The following is a 22361-nucleotide window of genomic DNA, read 5'->3' as shown; positions in this document are numbered from 1 at the left end:
AGTCCTTCATGTTTTGTCCCAGTTGCGGGTCGGAAAACTCGGACCAGGCAAATTTTTGCACCAAGTGCGGAAACCAGATAAATCCGGATGCGGATCCTCAAGTACCGCAGCAATACCAACAACCGCAACCGCCACAACATTACCAACAGCCACCTCAATACGGTCGTCCCAGCATGAAAGAAAACTTCACCAATTCTGCTGTTTCCGGTGCCGGAACTTATGCGGGTTGTTGCTGTATGAACGCCCTGTCCAATTTGCTGTGTGATGCCTGCGGGTGATGTCCCCGGAAAACATCGAGCGCTGGGTCAGTGATTTCGGCTACGGAATCATCCTGATCGGCACCTACTTTGACCATTTCGGCATTCCCCTGTTCATCATTTTCGGAGGCATTGCCGCATCTACAGGGACACTGAACCCCATCGGAGTGGCGGTGTGTGGGTTTCTGGGTGGGTTGATCGGCGACCTGTTTCTCTATTTCCTTGGTTACAAAACCGGGATCGAATATTGGAGGCAGTTTTCCTGGGTCAGAAAAATGGACAAGGCCATCGCGTTCACCAATCAAATGTTGCAATCAAAACCGGCGATACTAATTGTGTTAGGACGCTTTTTGTTTGCGGTCTCTAAAATCGTTCCACCCTTTGCGGGTATGGTCCGATACAACACCAAACGCTACGTCGCGTATTCAATTACGGGCAACCTGTTGTTTGCCGGTCTTTACACATTTCTGAGTGTTTTATCCGGCCCTTTCATAATTGAACAACTCAAGGGATTTAAAATATCCAGCATAGTTGTCACGCTACTCTTCATTATTATTCTGGTAAACGTCATGCGACGTCTTACCCCATCAAAATAAATCCAGTTCTGTGACTGAAAAAAATCATTACCAAGTGCTTGGGGTAAGTCCCACCGCCGGGTATCTCGAAATAAAAAAAGCGTACCGTTCTCTTGCAAAGAAACTGCATCCAGACCGGATACCCGACCCAACGGAAGCGGACCAGACTCGTTTTGCTGAGGTGGCTCAAGCCTACAAGGTTCTGTCCAACCTGAATCTGCGCAGAGCCTACGATGCAACGCTCAATCCACCCGGGCAGCAACCACCGCCTCCCTATGGAAACTTTTATCAACGGCATTATTCCGGTTACCCCTACTTTCATTGGGATTTCGTAACGCCCCACCTGCACTCATTTTTTGTCGGCTCCAACACAGGCGGCATCCCCAAAGAAGAACGTAACCAAAAACTGCTGTTCAATTACAAAACCCTGATAATTTCCATTCTCGGCGCATTATTTTTCTTTAAATTCTTCACCAGTCTGGATGGGGTTGTGACTAAAAAAAACATTGAGGAACGGTTTTTTAACAATATTTCCTACACCCTCGTTTTAAAAACCGAAGAAAACAAAACCAGTGTCAAAAGAGTAAAAATGGAATTGTATGATCGCGTGAATATCGACGACAAAATCCAGAAACCCATGTTCTCGATAACTTACCGTATCAACGAGGAAGAAATTCCAGGACCCTCAATTGAACGTATATTCATGCAAATAGCCCTCATTTATGCCTTCATCACGGGAGGACTGTTTCTTCTCGAAATGGGTGGAAGAAAACAATTCCCAACCGATCCGGAATCCGGGTATCATGGAAAAGAATCAGATAACGGCCCTGACAAACCCTAAATGACCTGACCAGCTATCATCGCCCCCAGAAAACCCTTCTTCTTTTATTTCTCTATAAAAAATGACTTTAAAAACTAACTGGACTTACTTAAACAGATTCTTTGCTGTCTTGATGGTGACTGCAGCTTTCCTGTTTGTTTCAGGAAACTCTGCTGAAGCCTTGTGCATCAAAACAAAAAAAGCCAACCTTAGAAAAGGGCCTGGAGTCAAACACGAAAAACTGTGGGAAGTATTAAAATACATGCCCCTTCAAAAAGTTGCTCGAAAAGGCGCCTGGTATAAGGTTAAGGACCTGGATGGAGATATCTACTGGGCGCACCAGAAGCTGTTCACCAAAAAATTTAAATGCGCTGTCATCAAACAGGATAAAACCAATCTACGAACAGGCCCCGGGACCAAACACAAACCCGTGGAATGGAGCCCGGTGGATAAGTATTTTTCAATGAAAGTGATGAGGGTTAAGAATAACTGGGTGGAAGTGATGGATGCTGCAGGGGACAAGGCCTGGGTTCATCGGCCCCTGATCTGGATACGATAGTAAGTACTCATTTGAATTCCTGTTTCTGTCAAATTCACAGGCGACTTTTAAATAGACTGTGATACATAAGATTGCAGTACTGGTTTATTTGTTTTTTCTTTTCATCGTGTTCTGAAAAATTCCAGAAGCGGAAAAGATTCGCACATTTCACCAGTTTTTCTGAATACAGACTCCAGGTATACCCTTCCTTGACCCGCTGAATCCCCGCCTCGGACAAGCGCTTCCAGTTTTGAGGATCCTTCTCACAGTCTTTAAAAAATTGAAGTATGGGTCCACTCAGCAATTCCGACTTCGTGGGGTTGACCCAGAATCCGTTCACACCATTCTGAATGGTCTCCATCGGCCCACCAAACTGGGTGGCAAAGGTGGGTACCCCGCTCACCATTGACTCCAGGACAGTCAATCCGAAAGCCTCAAATAAAGCCGGCTGCACAAACACTCCACCCCGGTCAGCAATAATACGGTAAAATTCTGCGCCATTTTCACGTGACTCATTCTCCATCCAGCGGATTTTTCCTTGCAGATTATGCCGGCTGATCAGGTCATACATTTTTGACAGTTCCAGCATCTCCTCCTCGTCCGTCACTCCTTCTTCTCGAATGGTTCGGGTAACGACAACGAGGTTGGCCGTTTCCTGCAATTCCCCACTCTGCCCAAATGCATCCACGAGTCCTGTCAAATTCTTGATTTTATCGAGACGGGCCATGGTGAAAATGGGTTTTCGCTCCGGGGCTTCCAAGGTACCGAAAATACCTGTTCCTTCCTCCTCGAACAAATGCTTTTCAAGTTTTTGAGTCGTCTCCTTCAAACGGCGTCCCTGGTCGTGGTAAGGGAAATAAATGGTTTCATCGACACCGGGGGATATCACGTTGAATTTCGGATGCCTCAGGCTTATTCCGTTTTTGACCTTGTACAATTCGGGCAAGGTATAAAGAAAATAGGACTCATACTGCCCCATAACCGTATCGGTACCTGCAATTTCCTGGGCCGTACTCGAGATCACCACATCAGTCTGGTTCATTGCCAACAGATCTGCCGTAAACTGAAGAGAAAACTTATAATCGGCTTCCATATCTTTCCAGTAAAGTGCTGAGAAAAGATATTTGGATTTCTCCAGAGCATGAGCAATATCGCATTGCACCACATCCATTTTTGATGCTAACAAGGAGGCAACCAGATTCCCGTCCGAATAGTTACCAATAACCAGTTCCGGTTGACCACCAAATTCGGAAATCAACTCTTCCTTCCCATCGAGAGCGAACCGTTCCAGATAAGGCCAGATATGAAAACGGGAAATCCAGTTTGGCAAGGTATCCCCATTCTCGTCCTTAAATGGAACCCTCAATATCCAGCTGTTTCGAGTGCTCTCTATTTTCTCAAGTCTTTCGTTGCATGTCGTGCCATCATTTTCTGGAATCAACCGGGTCAGCACAAAAACTTTTGGGATTGAATCAACACCCGCCGCCTGTAGCTGCCTGGTCAAAAATGCTTCAAGCGCCTTGACTTGATCCAGGATATAAACAATCTGGCCGCCAGTATCCGGTCGCCCCAGCACTTTATCCTGACCAAACCATCCATGGGGCGAAATTACCGCCACCCGGGAAACCAACGGCAAAGAAGAAAGAAAAGTTTCAAGATCGGATTCACTGGGCGAATCAAAAATCCTTTTCAACCGCATCAGGTTTTCAATTATTTTAGAAGGACAATTCCCAAACCCCGGGAGCACGCCATACTGATTTAAAGAAGATTGCAAGGCAGGCAGGGAAACTTCTTTGGGAACCGCTTTCAGAAACTCCAACGCTTTATCAAGGGAAGTCCCCAACTGATTAAATCCCTTTATCAGGTTTCCATCAAGTAAGATTGATCGGCCTTCCAGAAATCGCGAGGTCAAAAACTTCAGGAAACTTTTCTGCATTGATTCGCAGTCAATATTGAATTTGTCTGCCACATATTTATTTAAAACCCCCTGCCCTTTTCCGATCTCCTCGTCTGATTTAACTAACGGAACCGAGGAACAAAACGAACTGAAATCAATTTCCAGTTTTTGTTCAGGCGAAACCGGTGTTAACCCGGCCATTTTTTCACGGCACTCCAGTAATTCATCCCCGGACATCAATACGGGGCTCACATCCCCCTCCCCAAGAGAAAAAATAATGTAGCGCTCAGGACCTTCCCGATATTGAAATACCGCATGGCTTTCAAATAACAGCAATTCCTGCACATACTGCAGTTTCCTTAAGACCGTCTCCATCAAATCGGGTTGGGTTGTATTTATAGTCTTTTTCCTATCGAAAGATTCTGATTGCAAAACCAATTCATTACGAAGCAAATGATTATTGCTTCCATGCCTCAGGAAAGCCACAAACTCGCGGAGAATTGGCAATTCATTTTCATCAAACGGACAAATCGGTGGAACCGGCTCAATCATTTTTCATCTCCAGAAAACGGTAATGCTGAATCCCTTCCAACACGCCCGCAGCGTGAGTTTTGTTTGCAAAATAAATACGCCATTTTCCTCTCAATATTTCCATTTCCTTACTGTAATTTCCAACAACAATCCCGTAAGGCTCTCCGCGCAGCATTTCTTCATCATTTCCTGAGTCCCCCGCAACCAGAAACCGGTTCAGCGGCAGTCCCCATTTAAAGCTGAGGTATCGCAAGGCTTTTCCTTTCGATGCTCGCTGTGGAAGAATGTCCAGATAACGCTGGTGGGAATAAATCAAATTGTGCCGAACTCTTTCGGAGGACAGGAGATCACGTACAGTTTGAACGTGGAGTGGGTCCGGCTCCATGAAATAACTTATTTTATATTCCCTTTCCGTTTCCACCTCCTGAGGCTCTAAAAACGACACGCCAGACATCAATTCACGAACTCTTTCACGATCCCATTTGTAATTTATGTGCGTGGTCCAACCATTATCCTTAAAAGCAGTGCTTCCATAATAAATCTCACTGCCCACCGAGGTGATCAGGAAATCAGGGACGGGAACATCGCTCTTCTCAAGGTGCTTCAAGGCAGAGTCGATAGTTCTCCCCGTGGCAATTCCAAAAGCAATCCTGTTTCGGTTTTGGCTGAGCAGGTCGATAAGACGTGCGGTCGATTCAGGATTTCCTGTCAGGGTATTATCGATGTCGCATACCACCATTCTTTCAACCTGCATCAACTTCTGGGCAACCGGGTTTTTCCTTTTGGAAATACTGAAGGACTTTGAACCTGATAATGCTTTTAAAGTCACTCGATCGAGATACCGTTGGATACTGGACCCCCAGCTATAAACCTTGCGAACGTTTTCTATTCCACTCTTTGAAAATCGATTCCACAGATCGGGATCATTCAGGATTTTCAGGATAGCCTGACTGATCTCCTCCACATGGCTGACATCGACCAACAGCCCATTGGTACAGTTTTGAACTATATCAACAGGTCCTCCGTGGTTGGTGGCAACAATAGGCAGGCCACATGCTGCAGATTCAAGCAGAGTAATTCCAAAAGGTTCCGTCAACGCGGGATTCACAAAAACGCCTTTAAGCCTGGCCGCAATTCTGTAGAACTCCGGCACTTCAAACCGAAACCCCGGCTTTTTTGGCAAGGCCATCTTTCCATACAACCCGTATTGATCCATCAGCATTAGAGCATCAGCCAGTACCGCCCGTTCTCTTTCCTCCATGTCTGCCATGTTTCTTGAAATACCCATGAACACGGCCAGGTTTGCTTTGGACTGCAACTCTGCGCTCTGACCGAAGGAATGGATCAATGCTGAAATATTTTTTCTTTTGTCAGGCCGGCAAAGAGCCAAAACAAGAGGTTTTTCCGGTTTAAAGAAATATTGATTCAACTCCTGCAAAAAGGCATCGCGAACTTCCTCCCCGAGAATATCCACATTGTCCTCGTCATCGTAGGGATAAAACAGTTCCAGATCGAGCCCGGGGGGATTCACGGTGTAATCCGCATTACCATGGTTTTCGTACAATCCGTATTGTTCCTCAGCTTCTTGTTGAGTGCTGGTAAAAATATGGTCCGCTACCCCAAGCACACTTTCTTCAATTTCAATTCTCCTGGCCATACCAAAACTTTTTTCTATCTCTTCATCGCTCAAACCTTCCTGCGACAGCTTTTGAAATTTGGGTCGTCCAAGAGAATGAGCTGTGTAAGCCAGGGGGGATCCCAAATATTCCGCCAGTCTCATCGCCACATACCCGCCATCGGCATAGTGTCCATGAACCCAATCCGGTGTATAGGGCTCGTGTTTTAAAAAGCGGAGAACCTGGTCGATGTATTCATCCAGATAAGGCCATAACTTTTCTTTTCGAATATATCGTCCGCCACCACAGGGAAGACGAACAATACGCGAGTGGTCATTGATCGGCTCCACCGGGTTGGAGTAGTCAGGTGAATACCGTTTGTCTTTAATCTGGCGGGTGAATAAATCGACCCGTGCTACCTCGGGCCGGCGGGATAAGTGTTCCATCATCTCCAAAACATATTTAACCTGTCCACCCGTATCGGCATCATGCCCCAGTTCCACATCACGGTGACGGATCAGTCCGTGCAGACTGAACAAGAGAATGTAGTAGCCGGGTTTGGAAATATCTTGCATAAAAAATGTAGAGAATGAATTAACACCATGCCCCCCTGAAGGGCAACCTTAAAGGGATCAGGCACTTTGCAAGTTAGCTATATTAGCAGGTTGAGAAATTTCATTGAAAAAAGGTTTTCAAACTCGAGGGGACACTATAAAATTATCGCATAATGAAACTTGAATTTTTAACAGGAACACAATAGTTCCTCTTTCCACATATTAAGAGAGACCACCATGAATACCGTCGCCGTACCGGAACCCATCCCTGAGGTTCAACAATTTTTAAACTCGTCCCATAAATTGCTCATTGGGGGGAAACGTGTCGATGCCGCCAGCGGGGAAACATTTGCTGTAACCGACCCTTCAAGTTTGAACGAATTGTGCCGTGTTCCCAAAGGCGGAGAAGAAGATATCAACCGTGCCGTACAGGCGGCTCGCCGGGCGTTTGAAGAAGGTCCCTGGAGAAAAATGACAACCTCTGAAAGAGGCAGGCTCATCTGGAAATTTGCGGACCTCATCGAACAACACACGGAGGAATTCGCTCAATTGGAAACCCTGGACAACGGCAAGCCATTGACAATCGCCCGTGCAGCGGATGTGCCACTCACAGTCGACCATTTTCGCTACTATGCAGGGCTCTCCACAAAAATCCACGGAGAAACGCTCGATCTCAGCGTTCCCTACGCACCCGGCGCGGAGTTTCTCGACTACACCCGGCGCGAGCCAATGGGCGTGGTCGGACAAATCATCCCCTGGAATTTTCCACTGCTGATGGCCGCTTGGAAACTGGGAGTGGCCTTGGCTACAGGAAACTGTGTCGTTTTAAAACCAGCGGAACAGACCCCGCTATCTGCCCTGCTGCTGGCCGACCTGTTTCAAGAGGCGGGTTTCCCGGAAGGTGTAGTCAATATCGTCACCGGATTCGGCGATGCAGGGGCAGCGCTGTCCAACCACCCCGATGTCGACAAAGTCGCGTTCACCGGCAGCACGGAAATCGGACACGAAATCGTGAAGGCCTCCGCTGGTAATTTGAAGCGCGTGACGGTCGAACTGGGCGGTAAATCGCCTGCCATCGTATTCCCGGATGCCGACCTCGACCTCGCCGCCGATGGAGTCGCCGGTGCCATTTTCTTCAATCACGGCCAGTGCTGTGCCGCAGGGTCGCGCCTTATGGTCCATAAAAACGTTTATGACGAACTGGTCGAGCGTGTAGCGGAGAAGGCCAAAAACATCAAGGTCGGACCCGGCATGGCTCCCGATACGGAAATGGGGCCGCTGGTGTCAACAGAGCAACAGGACCGCGTGATGGGTTATATCGACTCAGGCAAGGGAGAGGGCGCCAATGTACTGGCAGGAGGTGAACGCTATTCCGGGCCGCTGGGTGCTGGCAGTTATGTGCAACCGACCGTGTTCAGTGGTATCCATAATAAAATGAAAATCGTTAACGAGGAAATATTCGGTCCGGTTCTGGTCGCCGCTCCATTTGATGATATCGAAGCCACCGTAGCCCAGGCCAACGATACGGTTTATGGACTCGCTGCCAGTGTATGGACCAAAGACATCAATAAGGCGCATAAAGTTGCCGCGAGGTTAAAAGCAGGCACGGTGTGGGTGAACTGTCATAACATCTTCGATGCCAACGCCCCCTTCGGTGGGTACAAGCAGAGCGGCTACGGACGCGAGATGAGCCTGCACGCCGTTGAGAACTACACACAGGTGAAAAATGTCATTGTGCAGTTGCATTGACGAGAAGTATCAGGTTCCGGAAAAAAGTTTTAAACATTGAATAGCGGGGGTTTCTTATTTAAATATTATCTTGCTTAAAATTGTAAACTATTTACGCTGCGTTTTTCTTTTTCTCGACCACATCCATCTTGGGTAAGAGTATTTTAAAGCGGGAGCCGACGCCGATTTCACTTTCCACATCAATTTCTCCACCGTGGGCTTCCACAATATATTTGCAGATGGAAAGCCCCAGCCCGCTGCCGCCCTGGTCCCGGGAACGCGCCTTATCCACCCGATAAAAACGATTGAAGATCATCGGCAAATCATTGTCAGGGATGCCCATGCCATTGTCCGACACTGTGAAAGCCGCCTTGTTGCCTTGATCCTCCAGCGCCACTTTGATCTCTCCATTTTCCGGTGTGTATTTGATCGCATTGTGAACCAGTGTCAACACCATCTGCCTCAAACGATGCGGGTCTCCATTGATCACAACGGGCTCCAGATAGGCGATCACCACCTTCTGATTCTTTTCTTCGGCCAGCACTTCCACATGACGACACACATCCTCAATGATGGCATGGAAATCCACCGGCTGGAACTCCATGTTCAGATTCCCTTCGTCTGACTTGGCGAGAGTGAACAGATCGTCGAGGATCTTGGACATGTAGTTGATCTCTTCAAGGTTACTTGAAACCACTTCCCTGTATTCTGCAAGGCTGCGCGGTTTACTCAGGACCAGTTCACTCTGCCCCTTCAGCACCGTCAACGGCGTACGCAGTTCGTGCGAGGCGTCGCTTGAAAACTGGCGCATCTGACGAAACGATCCCTCGAGCCGATCCATCATCTCGTTGAAGGTGTTGGCCAGCTTGCCGATTTCATCCTGCACTTCCGGCTCTTCAATACGCCGACTCAAATCCGGAGCATGTGAAATCTGGCGGGCGGTCTCGGTGATTTTTGCCACCGGTTCCAGAGCCCGACGGGCCATGAAGCGTCCGACCAGTGTACTGAACAACAACACCAGGGGTACCGAGGTAAAGAAAAAGATGCGCAGGTTTTTTAACGTTTCTTTGATGCCTTTGAGCGAAGTGCCTACCTGGATGAGGTTGACCAGGGTTTCCTCACGAAGAACCGGCATGGTGATGACGCGGATCGTATGGTTGCCTTCAACCTGGAAAGTTTCGAAAGTCTCGTCCCCTTTTAAAGCGCGGGTGTAGGCTTCCTGACTTAAAGGAAATTTGGAGGCATCGATCCCTTTTGAACGCGACCCGACATTGCCCGAGCCATCGTAAACCCGGTAAAACTTGTTGAGGTTGCCGTATCCCAGAAACTGCTCGAAGAAATATTCGAGTCCCGGCAAAGGGGTACGTGAATACTGCATGCCCGCCGTTTTACGGACCACACTGGCGGAGACCTTAAGGGAGTTGTCGATACTTTCGTGCAGACGTTTGGACAGGAAGAAATACAGAACGGCTGAGAACAGGATGAGAATGACTGCCAGCAGGCAGACATGCCAAGCGGTTAGCCGGGAACGGATGGTATTGAACACCATGGTAGAACCCCTCAGGATTCTTTCATTACATAACCCACACCCCTCAGGGTGTGGAGCAGTTTTTGTTCGTGACTTTTGTCTATTTTCTTACGCAAGTGATTGATGTAAACATCGATCACATTGGTAAACGTATCAAAATTATAATCCCAGACATGCTCGGCAATCATGGTTCGCGTGAGCACTTTGCCCACGTTGCGCATGAAATACTCAAGCAGGCTGTATTCTTTACCAGTCAGTTCGATCTCTTCCCCATTGCGATTGACTTTGTGACTGATCAAATCCAATGTGAGGTCGCTGACCTGAAGCACCGTTTGCGTTTCTGCCTGACCACGGCGCAGGAGCGAACGGACACGGGCCAAAAGCTCTGAGAATGCAAAGGGTTTGGTGAGGTAATCATCCGCCCCCTTATTGAGGCCGGTCACCTTGTCTTCGACAGAATCCTTGGCGGTGAGTAAAAGAATCGGAGTGTTCACCCGTTTATCGCGCAACTGGGTGAGGACTTCCAGTCCTCCCATTTTTGGTAACATCAGGTCAAGTACGATCAGGTCGTACTGGTTCGTGTCTGCCAAAAGCAAGCCCTCTTCACCATCGTAGGCAACGTCCACTGCGTAAGTTTCTTCTTCCAAACCTTTTTTGATGAATCCTGCGACTTTTTTTTCATCTTCGACTATCAATATCCGCATCGGCTAATCCCATTTTTTCTGAACTTTGTGCAATTCAATTTCACCTGAGATCATATCAATATGCTTTTCACAGTCCTTGATCATGGCTGCGTACATGGCTCGGCAGCTCTGGTCATTGGTATCCTCCATAGCCTGTTTGCAGATGGAGAGCGATTCTTTGGTGGTGTCCAGTGCTTTCAGTAAATTTTTATTGAAGTTTTTACTCATCTAATAAATTCCAGGGCGAATGTTTTTTTATTTGAAAAGTCAGGATGCATTTGGCTTCTTATCTTCATCTTCTTCAAACCGTTCCGGGAACATTTTTCTAACAAGGACCACACCTAATATAATAGTAAATAAGGGTAACACGTTATACAGGTGCTGCAAATATACCCCAAAAACTCCGAATTTTTGAGGGAGGCTTGAAAGAATGGGTTGGCCGGATCTTTCGACCATAAGCAATATAAGCCAAATCACGACCCCACATACTCCCCCAATAAAAGCGCCGAAAAAATAATAAAGCCAGCTTATTTTCATAATTGGCCCTTTTTTTTCAAATTCAACCCCTGCATATAAAAAACCTCCAAAGTTCAATAAGGACTCAAATCCTGATAGTATTATATAAATTAATTAATAAGGATACCACCAGGGAGCCTGAATGAAACTTGCGGGAAAAACAACCATCATTACTGGAGGAGCGACCGGGATCGGCCTTGCTTGCGCTGAATTGTTTTTAAAAGAAGGCGGAAAGGTGGTTCTTTTTGGAAGGCGTCAGGATAGATTGGAAGAAGCAAAAAAGGCTCTCAATGGGGATGTATTGACCATATCGGGTGATATCACCCAGGAAACTGATGTTGGCAGACTGGTAAATGAAACCCGATCCAGGTTCGAATCAATCGATATTCTGATAAACAATGCCGGAACCTTTGCCATGGCTCCTTTACATGAAATGGCGCCGGAGGAATGGGACAGAGTACTGGATATCAATCTCAGAGGAGTTTTCCTGCTAACCAGAAATGTGATCCCTTCAATGCTGGAACGGGGGAAAGGCAGTATTGTCCATATCAGCTCAATTCTGGGAATGATTGCGGCACCGCAAACTGCCGCCTACAATGCTTCCAAAGCAGCTTTGTCGCAGTTCAGTCGATCGTTAGCAGTCGAATATGGCCCTCAAGGGATTCGATCGAATACCATCTGCCCCGGATTGATTGAGACGGAAATGACTGAGGGAATGATGGAAAACAAAGAGTGGATCGACGAGCTATCCAAACGCTACCCGATCGGGAGGTTTGGCAAACCACAGGATGTGGCCCAGGCCTGCCTGTTTTTCGCCAGCGATGTATCCTCATTCATTACCGGGACTGTCCTGCCCGTAGATGGCGGGTGTACCGCCAATTAACACGCCTGCAGGCTCAACCCTTTGCAGGTTGACGGTCAGGTTTGTGATCGCTAAAATCCCGTCTGTCCCTATTAAGTTTAAACATATCGGAAATACCCACTATGGAATTTGAAACCGTCATTGGGTTGGAAGTCCACGCCCAGCTAAAAACTGAAAGTAAAATCTTCTGTTCATGCTCCACCCGCTTTGGTAGCGAGCCCAACGAAAATACCTGCCCGATCTGCCTGGGTATGCCCGGGGTTTTGCCCGTTCTCAATGCAAAGGCCGTCGAATACGCCCTCAGAGCTTGCCTTGCCACCCATTGTGAGGTCGAACCAACCAATGTCTTTGATCGAAAAAACTATTTCTACCCGGATTTGCCCAAGGGATACCAGATTTCCCAGTTTACGCTTCCTATAGGACGGCATGGCCGGATTAAATTGCAGGGGAATGGCACCCCAAAGATCATTGGCATCACTCGAATCCATATGGAAGAAGACGCGGGAAAATCGATCCACGGAGAAAACCTGGGAAACCCGGGCAAAAGCTATGTGGATTTTAACCGGACCGGTGTGCCTCTGGTCGAAATTGTCAGTGAGCCTGAGATTCGTTCTGCTGAAGAGGCCCGTGAATACTTAATGATCCTACGGTCCATTCTGGAGTACTCTGGAGTCAGCGATTGCAACATGGAAGAAGGCAGTTTCCGGTGCGATGCCAATGTCTCCATCCGGCCCGTTGGCGAGAAGGAACTGGGCACCCGCGCGGAAGTGAAAAATATCAACTCCTTCAAATTTGTACAAAAAGCCATCGAGTATGAAGTTAAACGCCAGGCCCAGGTATTAAAACAAGGAGACAGGGTGGTCCAGGAAACCCGACTATACGATGCCGAGCGGGGTGTGACATTCAGCATGCGGTCCAAGGAGGAAGCGCACGACTATCGCTATTTTCCTGAACCGGACCTGGCGCCCATCGTCATCGACGAAGAATGGATAAAAAGAGCCAGAGAAGCGTTACCTGAATTGCCGGAAGAAAAAAGCCAGCGTTTTGTAACGGAATACGGTATTCCAGAATACGACGCTGGAGTGTTGACAGCATCCCGGGAACTGGCGGACTACTTTGAAGCCTGCATCCGAGCCTTCAATCAGCCGAAAGCAATCAGTAACTGGATCATGTCTGAACTTTTGAGGGAGTTGAAAAACGCGGACAAAGATATCACCGAATGCCCGGTTTCGCCTGAGAATCTAGCGAAATTGTTGAGCATGGTTCATGACAATACGATCAGTGGCAAGATCGCCAAAACAGTATTTGAAGACATGATCCAGAGCGGAAAATCTCCAGAGATCGTGGTAAAAGAAAAAAACCTGGTACAAATTTCAGATGAAGGGGCAATAGAAAGCCTGATTGATGAAGTCATTTCTGCCAATCCGGACCAGGCCGAGCAGTACCGATCCGGCAAAGACAAAGTCATCGGTTTTCTGGTCGGCCAGGTGATGAAAGCCAGCAAGGGGAAGGCCAATCCTGGACTGGTCAACAAAATGTTTCAGCAAAAACTTCGAGGATAAAATGGCTAATTACTTTTCATGGAAATCACACACTGCCCAATCCTTGCTGTTCCTTTTTTTAATAGTGCCATCCTTCGGAGTTACTGCCATTGCTGAAACAAATTCAGATGATCAACGGTTCATTGACCATGGAAACCACACGATTACGGATTCGAAAACCGGATTGATGTGGTTGAAAGAAGACTCCTATATTACAACGGGTCACTGGCTAAACTGGTTTGAGGCTTTTAAATATATTGACGCCTTGAATGAAGAAGCCTTCGCAGGCCATATCGACTGGCGGCTCCCAACGTTAAAGGAACTAAAAAGCCTTTACGAGAAAGACAAAATAAACAGCAAACAGGTTGGCCATGAAATGGTTATCCATATAGACCCTATTTTTGGGAGGGAAGGCGGGGGAGCGCAATGGTCCTCAGAAGGCAATGGAAACTTTAATGCCTTTGGGGTTGTATTCAACACTGGTGACCGGTTCTCGGCACCAAAAAAATCCCGTTCCCGGAAAACTGTCCGTGCGGTTCGAAATTAACAACGCATCCTGAAAGGAATCGTTTGCAAAATGAAGTGTCCTAATATTTTTAATCGTTATCATTTGATACCGGCAGCGTTGGTTACCATGTTGCTATTTCCTCTAAACGCATCAGCCACTTTTCCCAATATCGACATTGCATTATGGGACCCACATTTTTCCAAGACCGACCGATCCAAACCCGAGTATCTACAGATCCTGGAACTCGCAAAAAACAAAAAGTTCGCTCAAGCACTGACGATCGTTAAAAGCCTGGAGCATGAATCCCCTCACAAAGGGACCCCCCTTATTCTCAAATCTCTGTTGCTTTTTGAGGTTGGCAAGTATGTGGAATCACAAAAAGCTATGCAAAAAGCCCGGGATATCCAACCGCGCCACCCTGCGGTACATTATCACCATTGCCAGTTGTATCGGCAATTGGGGGTAGTCGACCTGGCAGAACGCTCCTGTAATATAGCTGTCCAGCAACATCCAGAGCGACCTGAAGCCCATTATGAAGCTGCTCTGACCCTGGCGGCTCAAGGCCGAATGAAAGACGCCAACCAGGCTTTAAAAAAAGCAGCATCGCTAGACCCCAAAAATGAAGCTTATGCATTTCAAATGGGACTCAATTACAACTATTTGAATGAGATTCCCCAGGCGATTGAATCCTTTTCCAAAGCCCTTGAGTTGAATCCAGAGTATCTCGAAGCGGCTTATCAATTGGGCTATGCTTACGCGACGCAGAATAATATGGCTATGGCCAAGAGGTTCCTCAACCGGGTTTATGATACCCGGCAAAGTGATCCGGATGATGCATTGAAATTCCATCCTCAGGTAGAGGCGGCCCGGGTCCTCCTTGAATTTCTCCGGACAAATGGCCCGGAAAAGCTACCCACACAGATTGAGCCCGCAAAATATCACCTGGGTCGATCACAAAAACTTTACAAGGAAGGGGAGTACGGACTCTCCCTGTTTGAAATCCAGACAGCGGCACGACTGGATCCAGAAAATGTAAACACCCGCCAGATTCTGGTTGGGCTGGCCAGCCTTTTTCTCAGGATAAAAGTGGCCGAGCAGGCTGTAAATGATTTATTAAAAAGTGCAGGAGACAACAAGAACCTGAAGGCAAAAGGTCTTCAGGAGTTAGGGGACCTCTATGTGATGCGCGGTAATCTCAAGCAAGCGAAGGAATTTTACACTCAGGCTGTAGAACTTGGCGACCCGGGAGAAATAGCTAAAATCAGCCTTGATGAATTGCCCAAAGAAGACTCCATACCGCCAACTGGACCTGAAAACAACTGGTATATGAACCCGCCGGAAGCGCTTAATCAGAAGGGTGAGATTTTTGCACACTACGGAATGTATCAGCGGGCCGTAAACCTGTATTCCATGGCGCTGCGAATGGATCCCAATAACCTGAACAGTAAATTGAATACAGCGATGGCCTATTTCGGAGACAAACAGTTCAACCGGGCTATTGCTATTCTTGAAAAAACACTGGTCACACACCCGACACATTCCCATTTGTTCAGCCATCGTATCCTTTTGGCCAAAGCTTACGCAAACACTGGGAACGATTCCGAAGTACTAAAGAATCTGAAAGAGGCAAAAGAAATAAACCCTGCCGGATTGAAAAAGCTTAGATCAGATCCGGCATTCAAAAAAATAGCTCAAGATCCGGTCTTTGAATAAAATATTTCCGAAAGGAACAGGTCGGGATTAATCGTTTGACTTTGATTCTTATTCTTGATTTGATAGAATCATCTACAATGGAGGCGTACAGGCCTTTTTTAAAATTTGGATCCCCAGAAAAGGAGAGGGACATGACCACCTGCACGAAAACTAAACCCCGTTTGAAGTCGATTCGAGCGATTTTCTTGGGATCAGTGATCTTATTTTTTAGTAGCTCAGGATTGGCTCTGGCTGAGGATTGCAAGGAAACCGCAAAACAAATCCGTGGCGATTATGAAGTGATTCAAGCCGATGGAGGTATCTGGCGTTTCATGGAAAAATCAACACGCCTTCGAGCGGATTCCATGTGGGGCCTCCAAATTGACGGTATTCTTCAGCGTGGGGTAACTCATATTGAGTCTGTTTGCGAAGCCGGAAAACCGGCTCCCGCTTCATTGATCAAAGAACTGAGTGATCTGCTGGGGCAAGCCCGTAGTCTGAATAATAAATCGACTTCACGGACTCCCGCCAAGAAATTAAAGCAAATCATTGAGTCCCTTCTCAAGGAATCCAGAAGCTGGGCGGAAAAAAATAAAATATGAGTAAAGCAGCAGTAAAGGTTCTAAAGGAGGGGGCGAAAGCCCCCGACTTTTCAGCTCTTGACCAGGATGGCAACAAGATCAAACTCAGTTCTTTCCGTGGAAAGAAGAACGTTGTCCTTTACTTTTATCCAAAAGACATGACTCCCGGCTGTACCACCGAGGCTTGCGACTTCCGTGATGGAATCAAAAAGTTTAAAGGTACGGAAATTATTGGTGTCAGTGTCGATTCTCCTGAACGCCATCAAAAATTTATCGAAAAATACGATTTACCTTTCACTCTGATCAGTGACGAAGACCACAAGGTTGTAAATAAATACGGGGTCTGGCAAGAAAAAAAACTTTATGGAAAAACTTTCATGGGGATTGTCCGATCAACCTTCGTCATCGACAAGCAAGGTGTATTGAAAAAAATATTCCCAAAGGTGAAGGTCAAAGAGCATGTCAACGAAGTGCTCGCCGCCCTAAAAGATATTTAGAACCTTCCTTTTTCACCCACGCATTAAAGCCTCAATTTCGCTCACCTGTTTTGGCACACTAACCGAAAGATTTCGGCACCCCTTGTCCGTTATCAGAAGATTGTCTTCCAGTCGGATTCCAAGTTGCTCTTTATAGGTTTTCCGGCCAATTTTAATGCGAAATTTCCCGTAAAGACCGGGCTCATTGCTGATCATCCAACCTGTTTTCATGGGTTGCTTCGTATAATCCCGGAAAGGGTCGCCATCATGCTCCTGTTCTCCAATTAAATGACTTACCCCGTGCGGCCTGCTTTTATACTCTAAATTACTTTCTCCACCTCGGGCATGAAACTGTTCGTCAAGTTCTCTGTTGAGGGTCTCCCAGCAAACGGTATTTAACTCCTCGATAGTGACCCCGGCTCGAGCTTTTTTCTGAACCGCTATCTGCGCTCCCAAAACAATTTCATAAAGTAATTTTTGCATAGGGTTGAACTTACCGGATGCCGGTACTGTTCTTGAAATATCGGCGTGCATTGTCATCCACCGCACTCCAAAATCCATCAACACCATCTCATCTGGCGTAAAATCATCATCGTTTTTCATATAATGTAAAACAGTGGCATTGGGACCTGAAGCGATAATACTGGGAAAGCTCAAACCAAAAGCCGAGCGGAACAACATTCGTCCTTCCAGGTGCCCCTGAATCTGGCATTCGTTTTTAAACTTGCGGAACTCCTTCAGAGTTTCGCGAAAGGCGAGGCCAGTAATTTTCTGTGCTTTGAGTGTATTACTCACATCGTACTTATCCAAGGGCAGCCGCAAATCAAAATGTGATTTCATGATATTCGACACAGGAAAACCTTTTCCCCAGGCATTCCTGACAAGCTTGTCGATCCGCTTTTTAAAAGCCCAGTTGTGATCTGTTGTGACCTTCTTTTTATTTTTTCCAGCACCGCCCTCAAGCCAAAAAGTACCGACTTCTTTTTTCTTTTGTTTGGAAAGGCGCTCCTTGAACACGAGATCAAACTCAGCGATATCCCGGACTTCACGAAAACCTGTTACCTTTTTAACCTCCGCGAGGCTCTTTGGGTCGCCTACTCCAAAACGCAATCCATCCCAAAACTCCATTTTCGGATTTTTCTTTTCTACGAAAAGTATTTCGTCTGCACCCTTAGCACCTGGATCCAACAAAAGAAGAACCTTTGCCTGATTGACACCAGTCAGGTGCATTATGGTCGGCTCTTGATAGGTCGGGCAATGCGCGTAGGTCCAAAGAGTCTCGGCACCAGGGCCATAGGGAACCCCGGTTAAAACCATCAGTTTATTTTCTTGTTTCATTAGCTTCTGGCGTCTTAGCCGAAACCTTTTTTTAGCATTAGGCCCAGCGCCCCCATCACGGAAAACTCCTGAATAACTTTTTTTTCTGGCAATTTTCATTTCGACAACTTTCTAATTTCAATATTATTTCGTTATTTTTCAAACCTGTCTCGGGACGCTTCATCAGTAGCCCAGATTAACAGCTCAGGTAAAGATTAGCAGACCTTTTATACCCACTCAGTTTGATTCTGCACAAAATTTTGAAAACTTTCTAATTTGACTCCAAACTTTGCGGGCAAAAAAGTAAACATTTACAACCGGTTTTTTTATATTTTAGGAGTTCAAGATCTTTTTATCCAACACTTTTTAAAGATCATGCCTATAATAGTATGACCAATCTAACTGAATTTTTTGGAGTGTCTATTAAATAGGGTCTGCAAAGCACACGTATTTTTTGCTCCAAAAAGGATACTGATTTTATATGCCGCACCGGGATGAAATGAAATTCGAAGACAGACTCAACATCATCCGGGGCGTGCCATTTCTACGGCATCTTTCCGAAGAACAAATCTCCGAATTTGCAGATGAAGGAAATTATTTGTCTTTTGATAAAGGCCAGATTGTATTTAATGACGGGGATCACGGAGATTCGATGTTCATTATCCTGTCGGGTTGCATCGAGATCTTCAAGCAAAACAAACACATTGCCATGCGTGGTGCCGGTGATTATTTTGGCGAAATGGCGATGATTGAAATGAAACCCCGGTCTGCAAGTGCAAAAGCACTTGGCGACAGCTTTCTCATTGAAATTGGGAAACATGCTTTTGATAAATTTCTGGGGTCCAATCCAGATATTATTCGCGAATTTTTACTCACCATATCACACAGATGTCGGGTAGATCTCGACATTATTGACTCCGGTTTTCTTGAGTTATGCAAAAACGAAGAACGCTATCGCACAATTGTCGAAACTATATCGGATATAGTTTTGCAGATAGATCCAGACGGCTTAATTGATTTCGCCAATTCTTCGGTCAGCTTCCTTGGCTATACCCCCCAGGAACTGAAAGGCCAACCATTGCAATCCATAATAAGTGAAAAAGGCGATTCCCTGATGGAAGATTTATTAACCAAACGGGTTGGTCCTCGAGCCACGTCCGATGTCGAAGTTATGTTCAAGGTTAAAGAAGATTGTCCCATTTATGAGTTCATGCAGGAAGTCAGCTTTCTGGTCGATGCTCACGGACTTTGGGATGTGCGCAATGACCTGGTAATAAAAAAGGGGTATAACAAAAACTTCCTCGGAACCCTTTGCATTGCGCGTGACCATACTCAAAGAAAGAAGTCTGAAGAAGAAGCCAAAAAGCGTCAGGAAGAACTGGAAAACCTGGTCAAAGAACGAACCCAAATTCTGGAACTTGCAAAAAAGGAAGCTGAACAAGCCAACTTTGCAAAAAGTGATTTTCTCTCCAAAGTGAGCCATGAACTCAGAACCCCACTCAATGCAATTATCGGTTTCAGTCATTTACTACAAATGAGCGAGGGGGAGCATCTCGACCCTGAAAAAATTGAATTTGTAAATCACATAAATGACGCTGGCAACCATCTTCTCAATCTGATCAAAGAGATACTCGATCTATCCCGAATTGAAACGGACAAAGTTGAATTAGAAATAGAAAATGTGGATATGGTGGCGCTTGTAGAAGAACAGGCGGTTCTTGTCTTGCCTCAGGCGCAAAAAGAGGGAATTACAATAAATTGCCAAACTCCTTCGAAAAAACAGATTTTTGCGAAAGGAGATTTAGTCAAAATCAAACAGGTGGTCTTGAACCTGTTAACCAATGGAATTAAATACAACCGACCAAATGGAAACGTTGAAATCACAGTAGAAGAAAAGGAGCCATCCAGCGTTTTGTTAAGAGTCAATGATACCGGAAAGGGTATCAAAAAAGAAGATCGATGGAAGGTTTTTGAGCCATTTCAACGGCTGGACTGGGAGCACACGGATGTGGAAGGAACCGGTATAGGGCTGACCATTTGCCAACGCCTTGTTCATCTTATGAAAGGGCAAATTGGATTCGAAAGTGTGCTTGACCAGGGAACCTGCTTTTTTGTGGAACTTCCTCGAGGAAATTTTGAACCCGAATCACAGTTTACTCTAAAGGGAGAGTCCCCCAAAAAGCCTGGCGCAAAAAAACTAAAAGATTTTAAGATACTTTACATTGAAGACGAAACTATTAATGTAGAGTTGGTACGGGGAATTCTTGGAAAGTTTGATAATATCCGTCTATTCACAGCCAAGGACGCCTCAACTGGAATTGAAATGACGGAAGCTTTAAATCCTGACCTGATTTTACTGGACATTCACCTTCCTGGAACGGACGGCTATGATGTCTTAAAAATCCTTAAAGAAAAGCCTCTCACTAAACACACTCCGGTAATCGCAGTGACAGCACAAGCGATGAAGGGAGACAGAGAGAAAGGATTAAAAGAGGGGTTTGATAAATACCTGACTAAACCACTCGAAATCAACCAGTTTATTGACACGATTTTTTCATACCAAAAATAATTTTAAATTATCTTTCTATTTAAACCACTAAAGCCAATTCCTCGTCACAAAATCACCTGACCTCTTACAGTCTTGTTTAAATCACGTTTTTTGATTTAGTTTCCATCCGGACATGGCACACCTTTGGGCGATTAGTGGAAAAAACCTGCCAGTATCGCTGGCTATAACATCCATAAATTCATCAGCCAAAGCAGGGTCTTTAAAGCATTCATAAATATCATCAAGAAATCCTCCGCGTAAAAGAGGATGTTCAAGGAACTCCCTGCCGGAACCGGATTTAATCTCAAGCGGCCATTCGATCACTTCTACTTTTTGAAGACCACATTCCATAAGCCAGTCCCTGGCATTATCTGAAGAAGGTCTTTCATCCAAATACTCATGAAGCCCTACCAGTTCATCATGAAGCTGGCGGTCCTTCATTTCATCTTCGACCCGTTTCCACAGTGAGTCAAAGGTCCCCAGGGAGGGAAAGGTCAGCACAATCTGGCCTCCGGGTTTAAGAAAACGGATGAGACTTTTCAGAGCTTCCAACCGGTCGGGCCTGAAAAACATAAACGACAGATTACCTGTGATTCGGTCGAATTGAGACAAATCCGGAGGCAGGTTTTTCATGTTTCCCGCTTCAAACTTAAGCCAGGGAAAACGATTTCCCTGCAATGTCCTGCCACGAAGGACCTGCCGCTGATTGATATCCACCGCCAGAACCCTTCCCTGCGCTCCCACCATATCTGCTAAATAAAATGCGGGAATTCCCCCTCCGGCCGCCACATCGAGAACCGTCGCCCCGGGAGGCAGGTCGAGAAGATGCAAAAGCGTCTGAGCAAATGGAGTCGACCAATAATCATTTTCAGGAAGCGCCCAATGAGACTTCACGAATCAAACCTCAACAAGAAACCCCTGGAACCTAAATCCAGTTTATTCACCTTTTAAAGCTTTCAATAAATATTCGACACCTGCCAGAGCCACTTTGTGCTCATTCTCCACTGTATCTCCTGACGCACCAATAGCCCCTACGATATCGCCTTGAGCTGTTTTAAGAGGTATACCTCCAGGAAAGGTCACAAGGCCTCCATTACTGTGTTCGATTTGATAAAAAGAGCCACCAGGCTGGCTGAGCTTCCCGACTTCACCTGTAGACATATTAAACAAACGGGCGGTTTTTGCTTTTTTGATGGCAATATCGATACTGCCGGTCCAGGCCCCTTCCATTCTAAAGAAGGACTTCAGATTCCCATCTGAGCCCACTACAGCCACATTCATTTTGCAATCCAGCTCGCGAGCTTTCCCCGTTGCGGTCCTCAAAACATGCCTCGCCAAATCGTCGCTCAAATCTTTTACCGTGGTCAATTCCGCCATAACTACTCCTGTTCTTTTGATGAAGAATATAAAAGCTTTACCGCCTAAACCGAATCAGATCCCTCAATCATTTCCCAAAGGGTCGGTTTACGATTATCTCTTGGTAGCAGGACACATTAACACAAGAATTGTATAGGATTTTACCATCCAACTTCCAGAGGTATTAAAAGGGGATAAATGTTAAAATCAGAACTCAATCAGACCAAAATTGTTGAA

At 46.1% G+C, this 22361-nt stretch carries 21 protein-coding genes; 12 read left to right on the top strand and 9 right to left on the bottom strand.

All coding sequences use genetic code 11. The features are described 5' to 3' along the window. Positions 1-8 precede the first annotated feature (8 nt). The 4 genes from G3M70_12430 (at position 9) to G3M70_12415 (ending at position 2211) form a co-directional block, all read left to right on the top strand. Positions 9-278, top strand: coding sequence for a zinc-ribbon domain-containing protein (locus tag G3M70_12430; GenBank protein ID QPJ62636.1), 270 nt, complete (start codon positions 9-11; stop codon positions 276-278). Further along, complete coding sequence (locus G3M70_12425) at positions 278-853, top strand: hypothetical protein (GenBank protein ID QPJ62635.1); 576 nt, start codon at positions 278-280, stop codon at positions 851-853. Before G3M70_12430 ends, G3M70_12425 begins: the two co-directional genes overlap by 1 nt. Positions 854-863: 10 nt before the next feature. After that, a complete protein-coding gene (locus G3M70_12420) occupies positions 864-1673 on the top strand; it encodes a DnaJ domain-containing protein (protein QPJ62634.1) in 810 nt (269 codons plus the stop codon). Between the two features lie 112 nt (positions 1674-1785). Continuing rightward, a complete protein-coding gene (locus tag G3M70_12415) occupies positions 1786-2211 on the top strand; it encodes a hypothetical protein (protein ID QPJ62633.1) in 426 nt (141 codons plus the stop codon). A gap of 34 nt (positions 2212-2245) precedes the next feature. Here the strand turns inward: G3M70_12415 and G3M70_12410 are convergent, their stop codons facing one another. Both G3M70_12410 and G3M70_12405 read right to left on the bottom strand, forming a co-directional pair. Next, positions 2246-4639: a sucrose synthase gene (locus tag G3M70_12410; GenBank protein QPJ62632.1), complete on the bottom strand. Its 2394-nt coding sequence runs from the start codon at positions 4637-4639 to the stop codon at positions 2246-2248. Continuing rightward, complete coding sequence (locus G3M70_12405; GenBank protein QPJ62631.1) at positions 4632-6809, bottom strand: HAD-IIB family hydrolase; 2178 nt, start codon at positions 6807-6809, stop codon at positions 4632-4634. The genes G3M70_12410 and G3M70_12405 overlap by 8 nt, the downstream gene beginning before the upstream one ends. 216 nt (positions 6810-7025) lie before the next feature. On the opposite strand from G3M70_12405, the gene G3M70_12400 reads away from it, so the two are divergent. After that, complete coding sequence (locus tag G3M70_12400) at positions 7026-8537, top strand: aldehyde dehydrogenase family protein (GenBank protein ID QPJ62630.1); 1512 nt, start codon at positions 7026-7028, stop codon at positions 8535-8537. A gap of 91 nt (positions 8538-8628) precedes the next feature. On the opposite strand, the gene G3M70_12395 is transcribed toward G3M70_12400, so the two are convergent. From G3M70_12395 to G3M70_12380, 4 genes are read right to left on the bottom strand one after another with little or no spacing between them, the layout of a single operon-like run. Continuing rightward, positions 8629-10065 carry a heavy metal sensor histidine kinase gene (locus G3M70_12395; protein ID QPJ62629.1) on the bottom strand — a complete coding sequence of 479 codons (1437 nt, stop codon included), beginning with the start codon at positions 10063-10065 and terminating at the stop codon, positions 8629-8631. 11 nt (positions 10066-10076) lie between these two features. Further along, positions 10077-10748, bottom strand: coding sequence for a response regulator transcription factor (locus G3M70_12390; GenBank protein QPJ62628.1), 672 nt, complete (start codon positions 10746-10748; stop codon positions 10077-10079). Between the two features lie 3 nt (positions 10749-10751). After that, positions 10752-10955: a hypothetical protein gene (locus G3M70_12385; GenBank protein ID QPJ62627.1), complete on the bottom strand. Its 204-nt coding sequence runs from the start codon at positions 10953-10955 to the stop codon at positions 10752-10754. 39 nt (positions 10956-10994) lie between these two features. Beyond that, complete coding sequence (locus G3M70_12380) at positions 10995-11321, bottom strand: hypothetical protein (protein QPJ62626.1); 327 nt, start codon at positions 11319-11321, stop codon at positions 10995-10997. Between the two features lie 64 nt (positions 11322-11385). Between G3M70_12380 and G3M70_12375 the strand changes: the two genes are divergently transcribed. The 6 genes from G3M70_12375 (at position 11386) to bcp (ending at position 16924) form a co-directional block, all read left to right on the top strand. Continuing rightward, entirely contained in the window at positions 11386-12126 is a 741-nt protein-coding gene (locus G3M70_12375; protein QPJ62625.1) for an SDR family oxidoreductase, read from the top strand. Between the two features lie 101 nt (positions 12127-12227). After that, positions 12228-13667, top strand: a complete 1440-nt coding sequence (gatB, locus tag G3M70_12370; protein QPJ62624.1) for an Asp-tRNA(Asn)/Glu-tRNA(Gln) amidotransferase subunit GatB — start codon at positions 12228-12230, stop codon at positions 13665-13667. 1 nt (position 13668) lies between these two features. Then, on the top strand, positions 13669-14193 hold the full coding sequence (locus tag G3M70_12365; protein QPJ62623.1) for a DUF1566 domain-containing protein: 525 nt from the start codon (positions 13669-13671) through the stop codon (positions 14191-14193). A gap of 30 nt (positions 14194-14223) precedes the next feature. Beyond that, positions 14224-15867, top strand: a complete 1644-nt coding sequence (locus tag G3M70_12360) for a tetratricopeptide repeat protein (GenBank protein ID QPJ62622.1) — start codon at positions 14224-14226, stop codon at positions 15865-15867. A gap of 131 nt (positions 15868-15998) precedes the next feature. Beyond that, positions 15999-16448 (top strand): hypothetical protein, encoded by a 450-nt coding sequence (locus G3M70_12355; GenBank protein ID QPJ62621.1) that lies wholly within the window; start codon positions 15999-16001, stop codon positions 16446-16448. Beyond that, positions 16445-16924 carry a thioredoxin-dependent thiol peroxidase gene (bcp, locus tag G3M70_12350; protein QPJ62620.1) on the top strand — a complete coding sequence of 160 codons (480 nt, stop codon included), beginning with the start codon at positions 16445-16447 and terminating at the stop codon, positions 16922-16924. The genes G3M70_12355 and bcp overlap by 4 nt, the downstream gene beginning before the upstream one ends. A 12-nt stretch (positions 16925-16936) precedes the next feature. On the opposite strand, the gene G3M70_12345 is transcribed toward bcp, so the two are convergent. Continuing rightward, entirely contained in the window at positions 16937-18340 is a 1404-nt protein-coding gene (locus G3M70_12345; GenBank protein QPJ62619.1) for a M24 family metallopeptidase, read from the bottom strand. Between the two features lie 361 nt (positions 18341-18701). On the opposite strand from G3M70_12345, the gene G3M70_12340 reads away from it, so the two are divergent. After that, a complete protein-coding gene (locus tag G3M70_12340) occupies positions 18702-20789 on the top strand; it encodes a response regulator (GenBank protein QPJ62618.1) in 2088 nt (695 codons plus the stop codon). 81 nt (positions 20790-20870) lie between these two features. On the opposite strand, the gene G3M70_12335 is transcribed toward G3M70_12340, so the two are convergent. Both G3M70_12335 and G3M70_12330 read right to left on the bottom strand, forming a co-directional pair. Beyond that, positions 20871-21662 carry a class I SAM-dependent methyltransferase gene (locus G3M70_12335; GenBank protein ID QPJ62617.1) on the bottom strand — a complete coding sequence of 264 codons (792 nt, stop codon included), beginning with the start codon at positions 21660-21662 and terminating at the stop codon, positions 20871-20873. 42 nt (positions 21663-21704) lie between these two features. Beyond that, complete coding sequence (locus tag G3M70_12330; GenBank protein ID QPJ62616.1) at positions 21705-22145, bottom strand: heme-binding protein; 441 nt, start codon at positions 22143-22145, stop codon at positions 21705-21707. Positions 22146-22361: the final 216 nt, after the last annotated feature.

Origin of the sequence: Candidatus Nitronauta litoralis, from assembly GCA_015698285.1 — a bacterium.
Classification (GTDB): Bacteria; Nitrospinota; Nitrospinia; order Nitrospinales; family Nitrospinaceae; genus Nitronauta; species Nitronauta litoralis.
This window is presented reverse-complemented; position numbering and strand designations above follow the sequence as displayed.

Excerpts from the sequence above, each read along its gene's own strand:
- G3M70_12430 (QPJ62636.1), top strand. The coding sequence starts at position 9 with ATGTTTTGTCCCAGTTGCGGGTCGGAAAACTCGGACCAGGCAAATTTT.
- G3M70_12425 (QPJ62635.1), top strand. The coding sequence starts at position 278 with ATGTCCCCGGAAAACATCGAGCGCTGGGTCAGTGATTTCGGCTACGGA.
- G3M70_12415 (QPJ62633.1), top strand. The coding sequence starts at position 1,786 with ATGGTGACTGCAGCTTTCCTGTTTGTTTCAGGAAACTCTGCTGAAGCC.
- G3M70_12410 (QPJ62632.1), bottom strand. The coding sequence starts at position 4,639 with ATGATTGAGCCGGTTCCACCGATTTGTCCGTTTGATGAAAATGAATTG.
- G3M70_12405 (QPJ62631.1), bottom strand. The coding sequence starts at position 6,809 with ATGCAAGATATTTCCAAACCCGGCTACTACATTCTCTTGTTCAGTCTG.
- G3M70_12400 (QPJ62630.1), top strand. The coding sequence starts at position 7,026 with ATGAATACCGTCGCCGTACCGGAACCCATCCCTGAGGTTCAACAATTT.
- G3M70_12395 (QPJ62629.1), bottom strand. The coding sequence starts at position 10,065 with ATGGTGTTCAATACCATCCGTTCCCGGCTAACCGCTTGGCATGTCTGC.
- G3M70_12390 (QPJ62628.1), bottom strand. The coding sequence starts at position 10,748 with ATGCGGATATTGATAGTCGAAGATGAAAAAAAAGTCGCAGGATTCATC.
- G3M70_12385 (QPJ62627.1), bottom strand. The coding sequence starts at position 10,955 with ATGAGTAAAAACTTCAATAAAAATTTACTGAAAGCACTGGACACCACC.
- G3M70_12375 (QPJ62625.1), top strand. The coding sequence starts at position 11,386 with ATGAAACTTGCGGGAAAAACAACCATCATTACTGGAGGAGCGACCGGG.
- gatB (QPJ62624.1), top strand. The coding sequence starts at position 12,228 with ATGGAATTTGAAACCGTCATTGGGTTGGAAGTCCACGCCCAGCTAAAA.
- G3M70_12365 (QPJ62623.1), top strand. The coding sequence starts at position 13,669 with ATGGCTAATTACTTTTCATGGAAATCACACACTGCCCAATCCTTGCTG.
- G3M70_12360 (QPJ62622.1), top strand. The coding sequence starts at position 14,224 with ATGAAGTGTCCTAATATTTTTAATCGTTATCATTTGATACCGGCAGCG.
- G3M70_12355 (QPJ62621.1), top strand. The coding sequence starts at position 15,999 with ATGACCACCTGCACGAAAACTAAACCCCGTTTGAAGTCGATTCGAGCG.
- bcp (QPJ62620.1), top strand. The coding sequence starts at position 16,445 with ATGAGTAAAGCAGCAGTAAAGGTTCTAAAGGAGGGGGCGAAAGCCCCC.
- G3M70_12345 (QPJ62619.1), bottom strand. The coding sequence starts at position 18,340 with ATGAAAATTGCCAGAAAAAAAAGTTATTCAGGAGTTTTCCGTGATGGG.
- G3M70_12340 (QPJ62618.1), top strand. The coding sequence starts at position 18,702 with ATGCCGCACCGGGATGAAATGAAATTCGAAGACAGACTCAACATCATC.
- G3M70_12330 (QPJ62616.1), bottom strand. The coding sequence starts at position 22,145 with ATGGCGGAATTGACCACGGTAAAAGATTTGAGCGACGATTTGGCGAGG.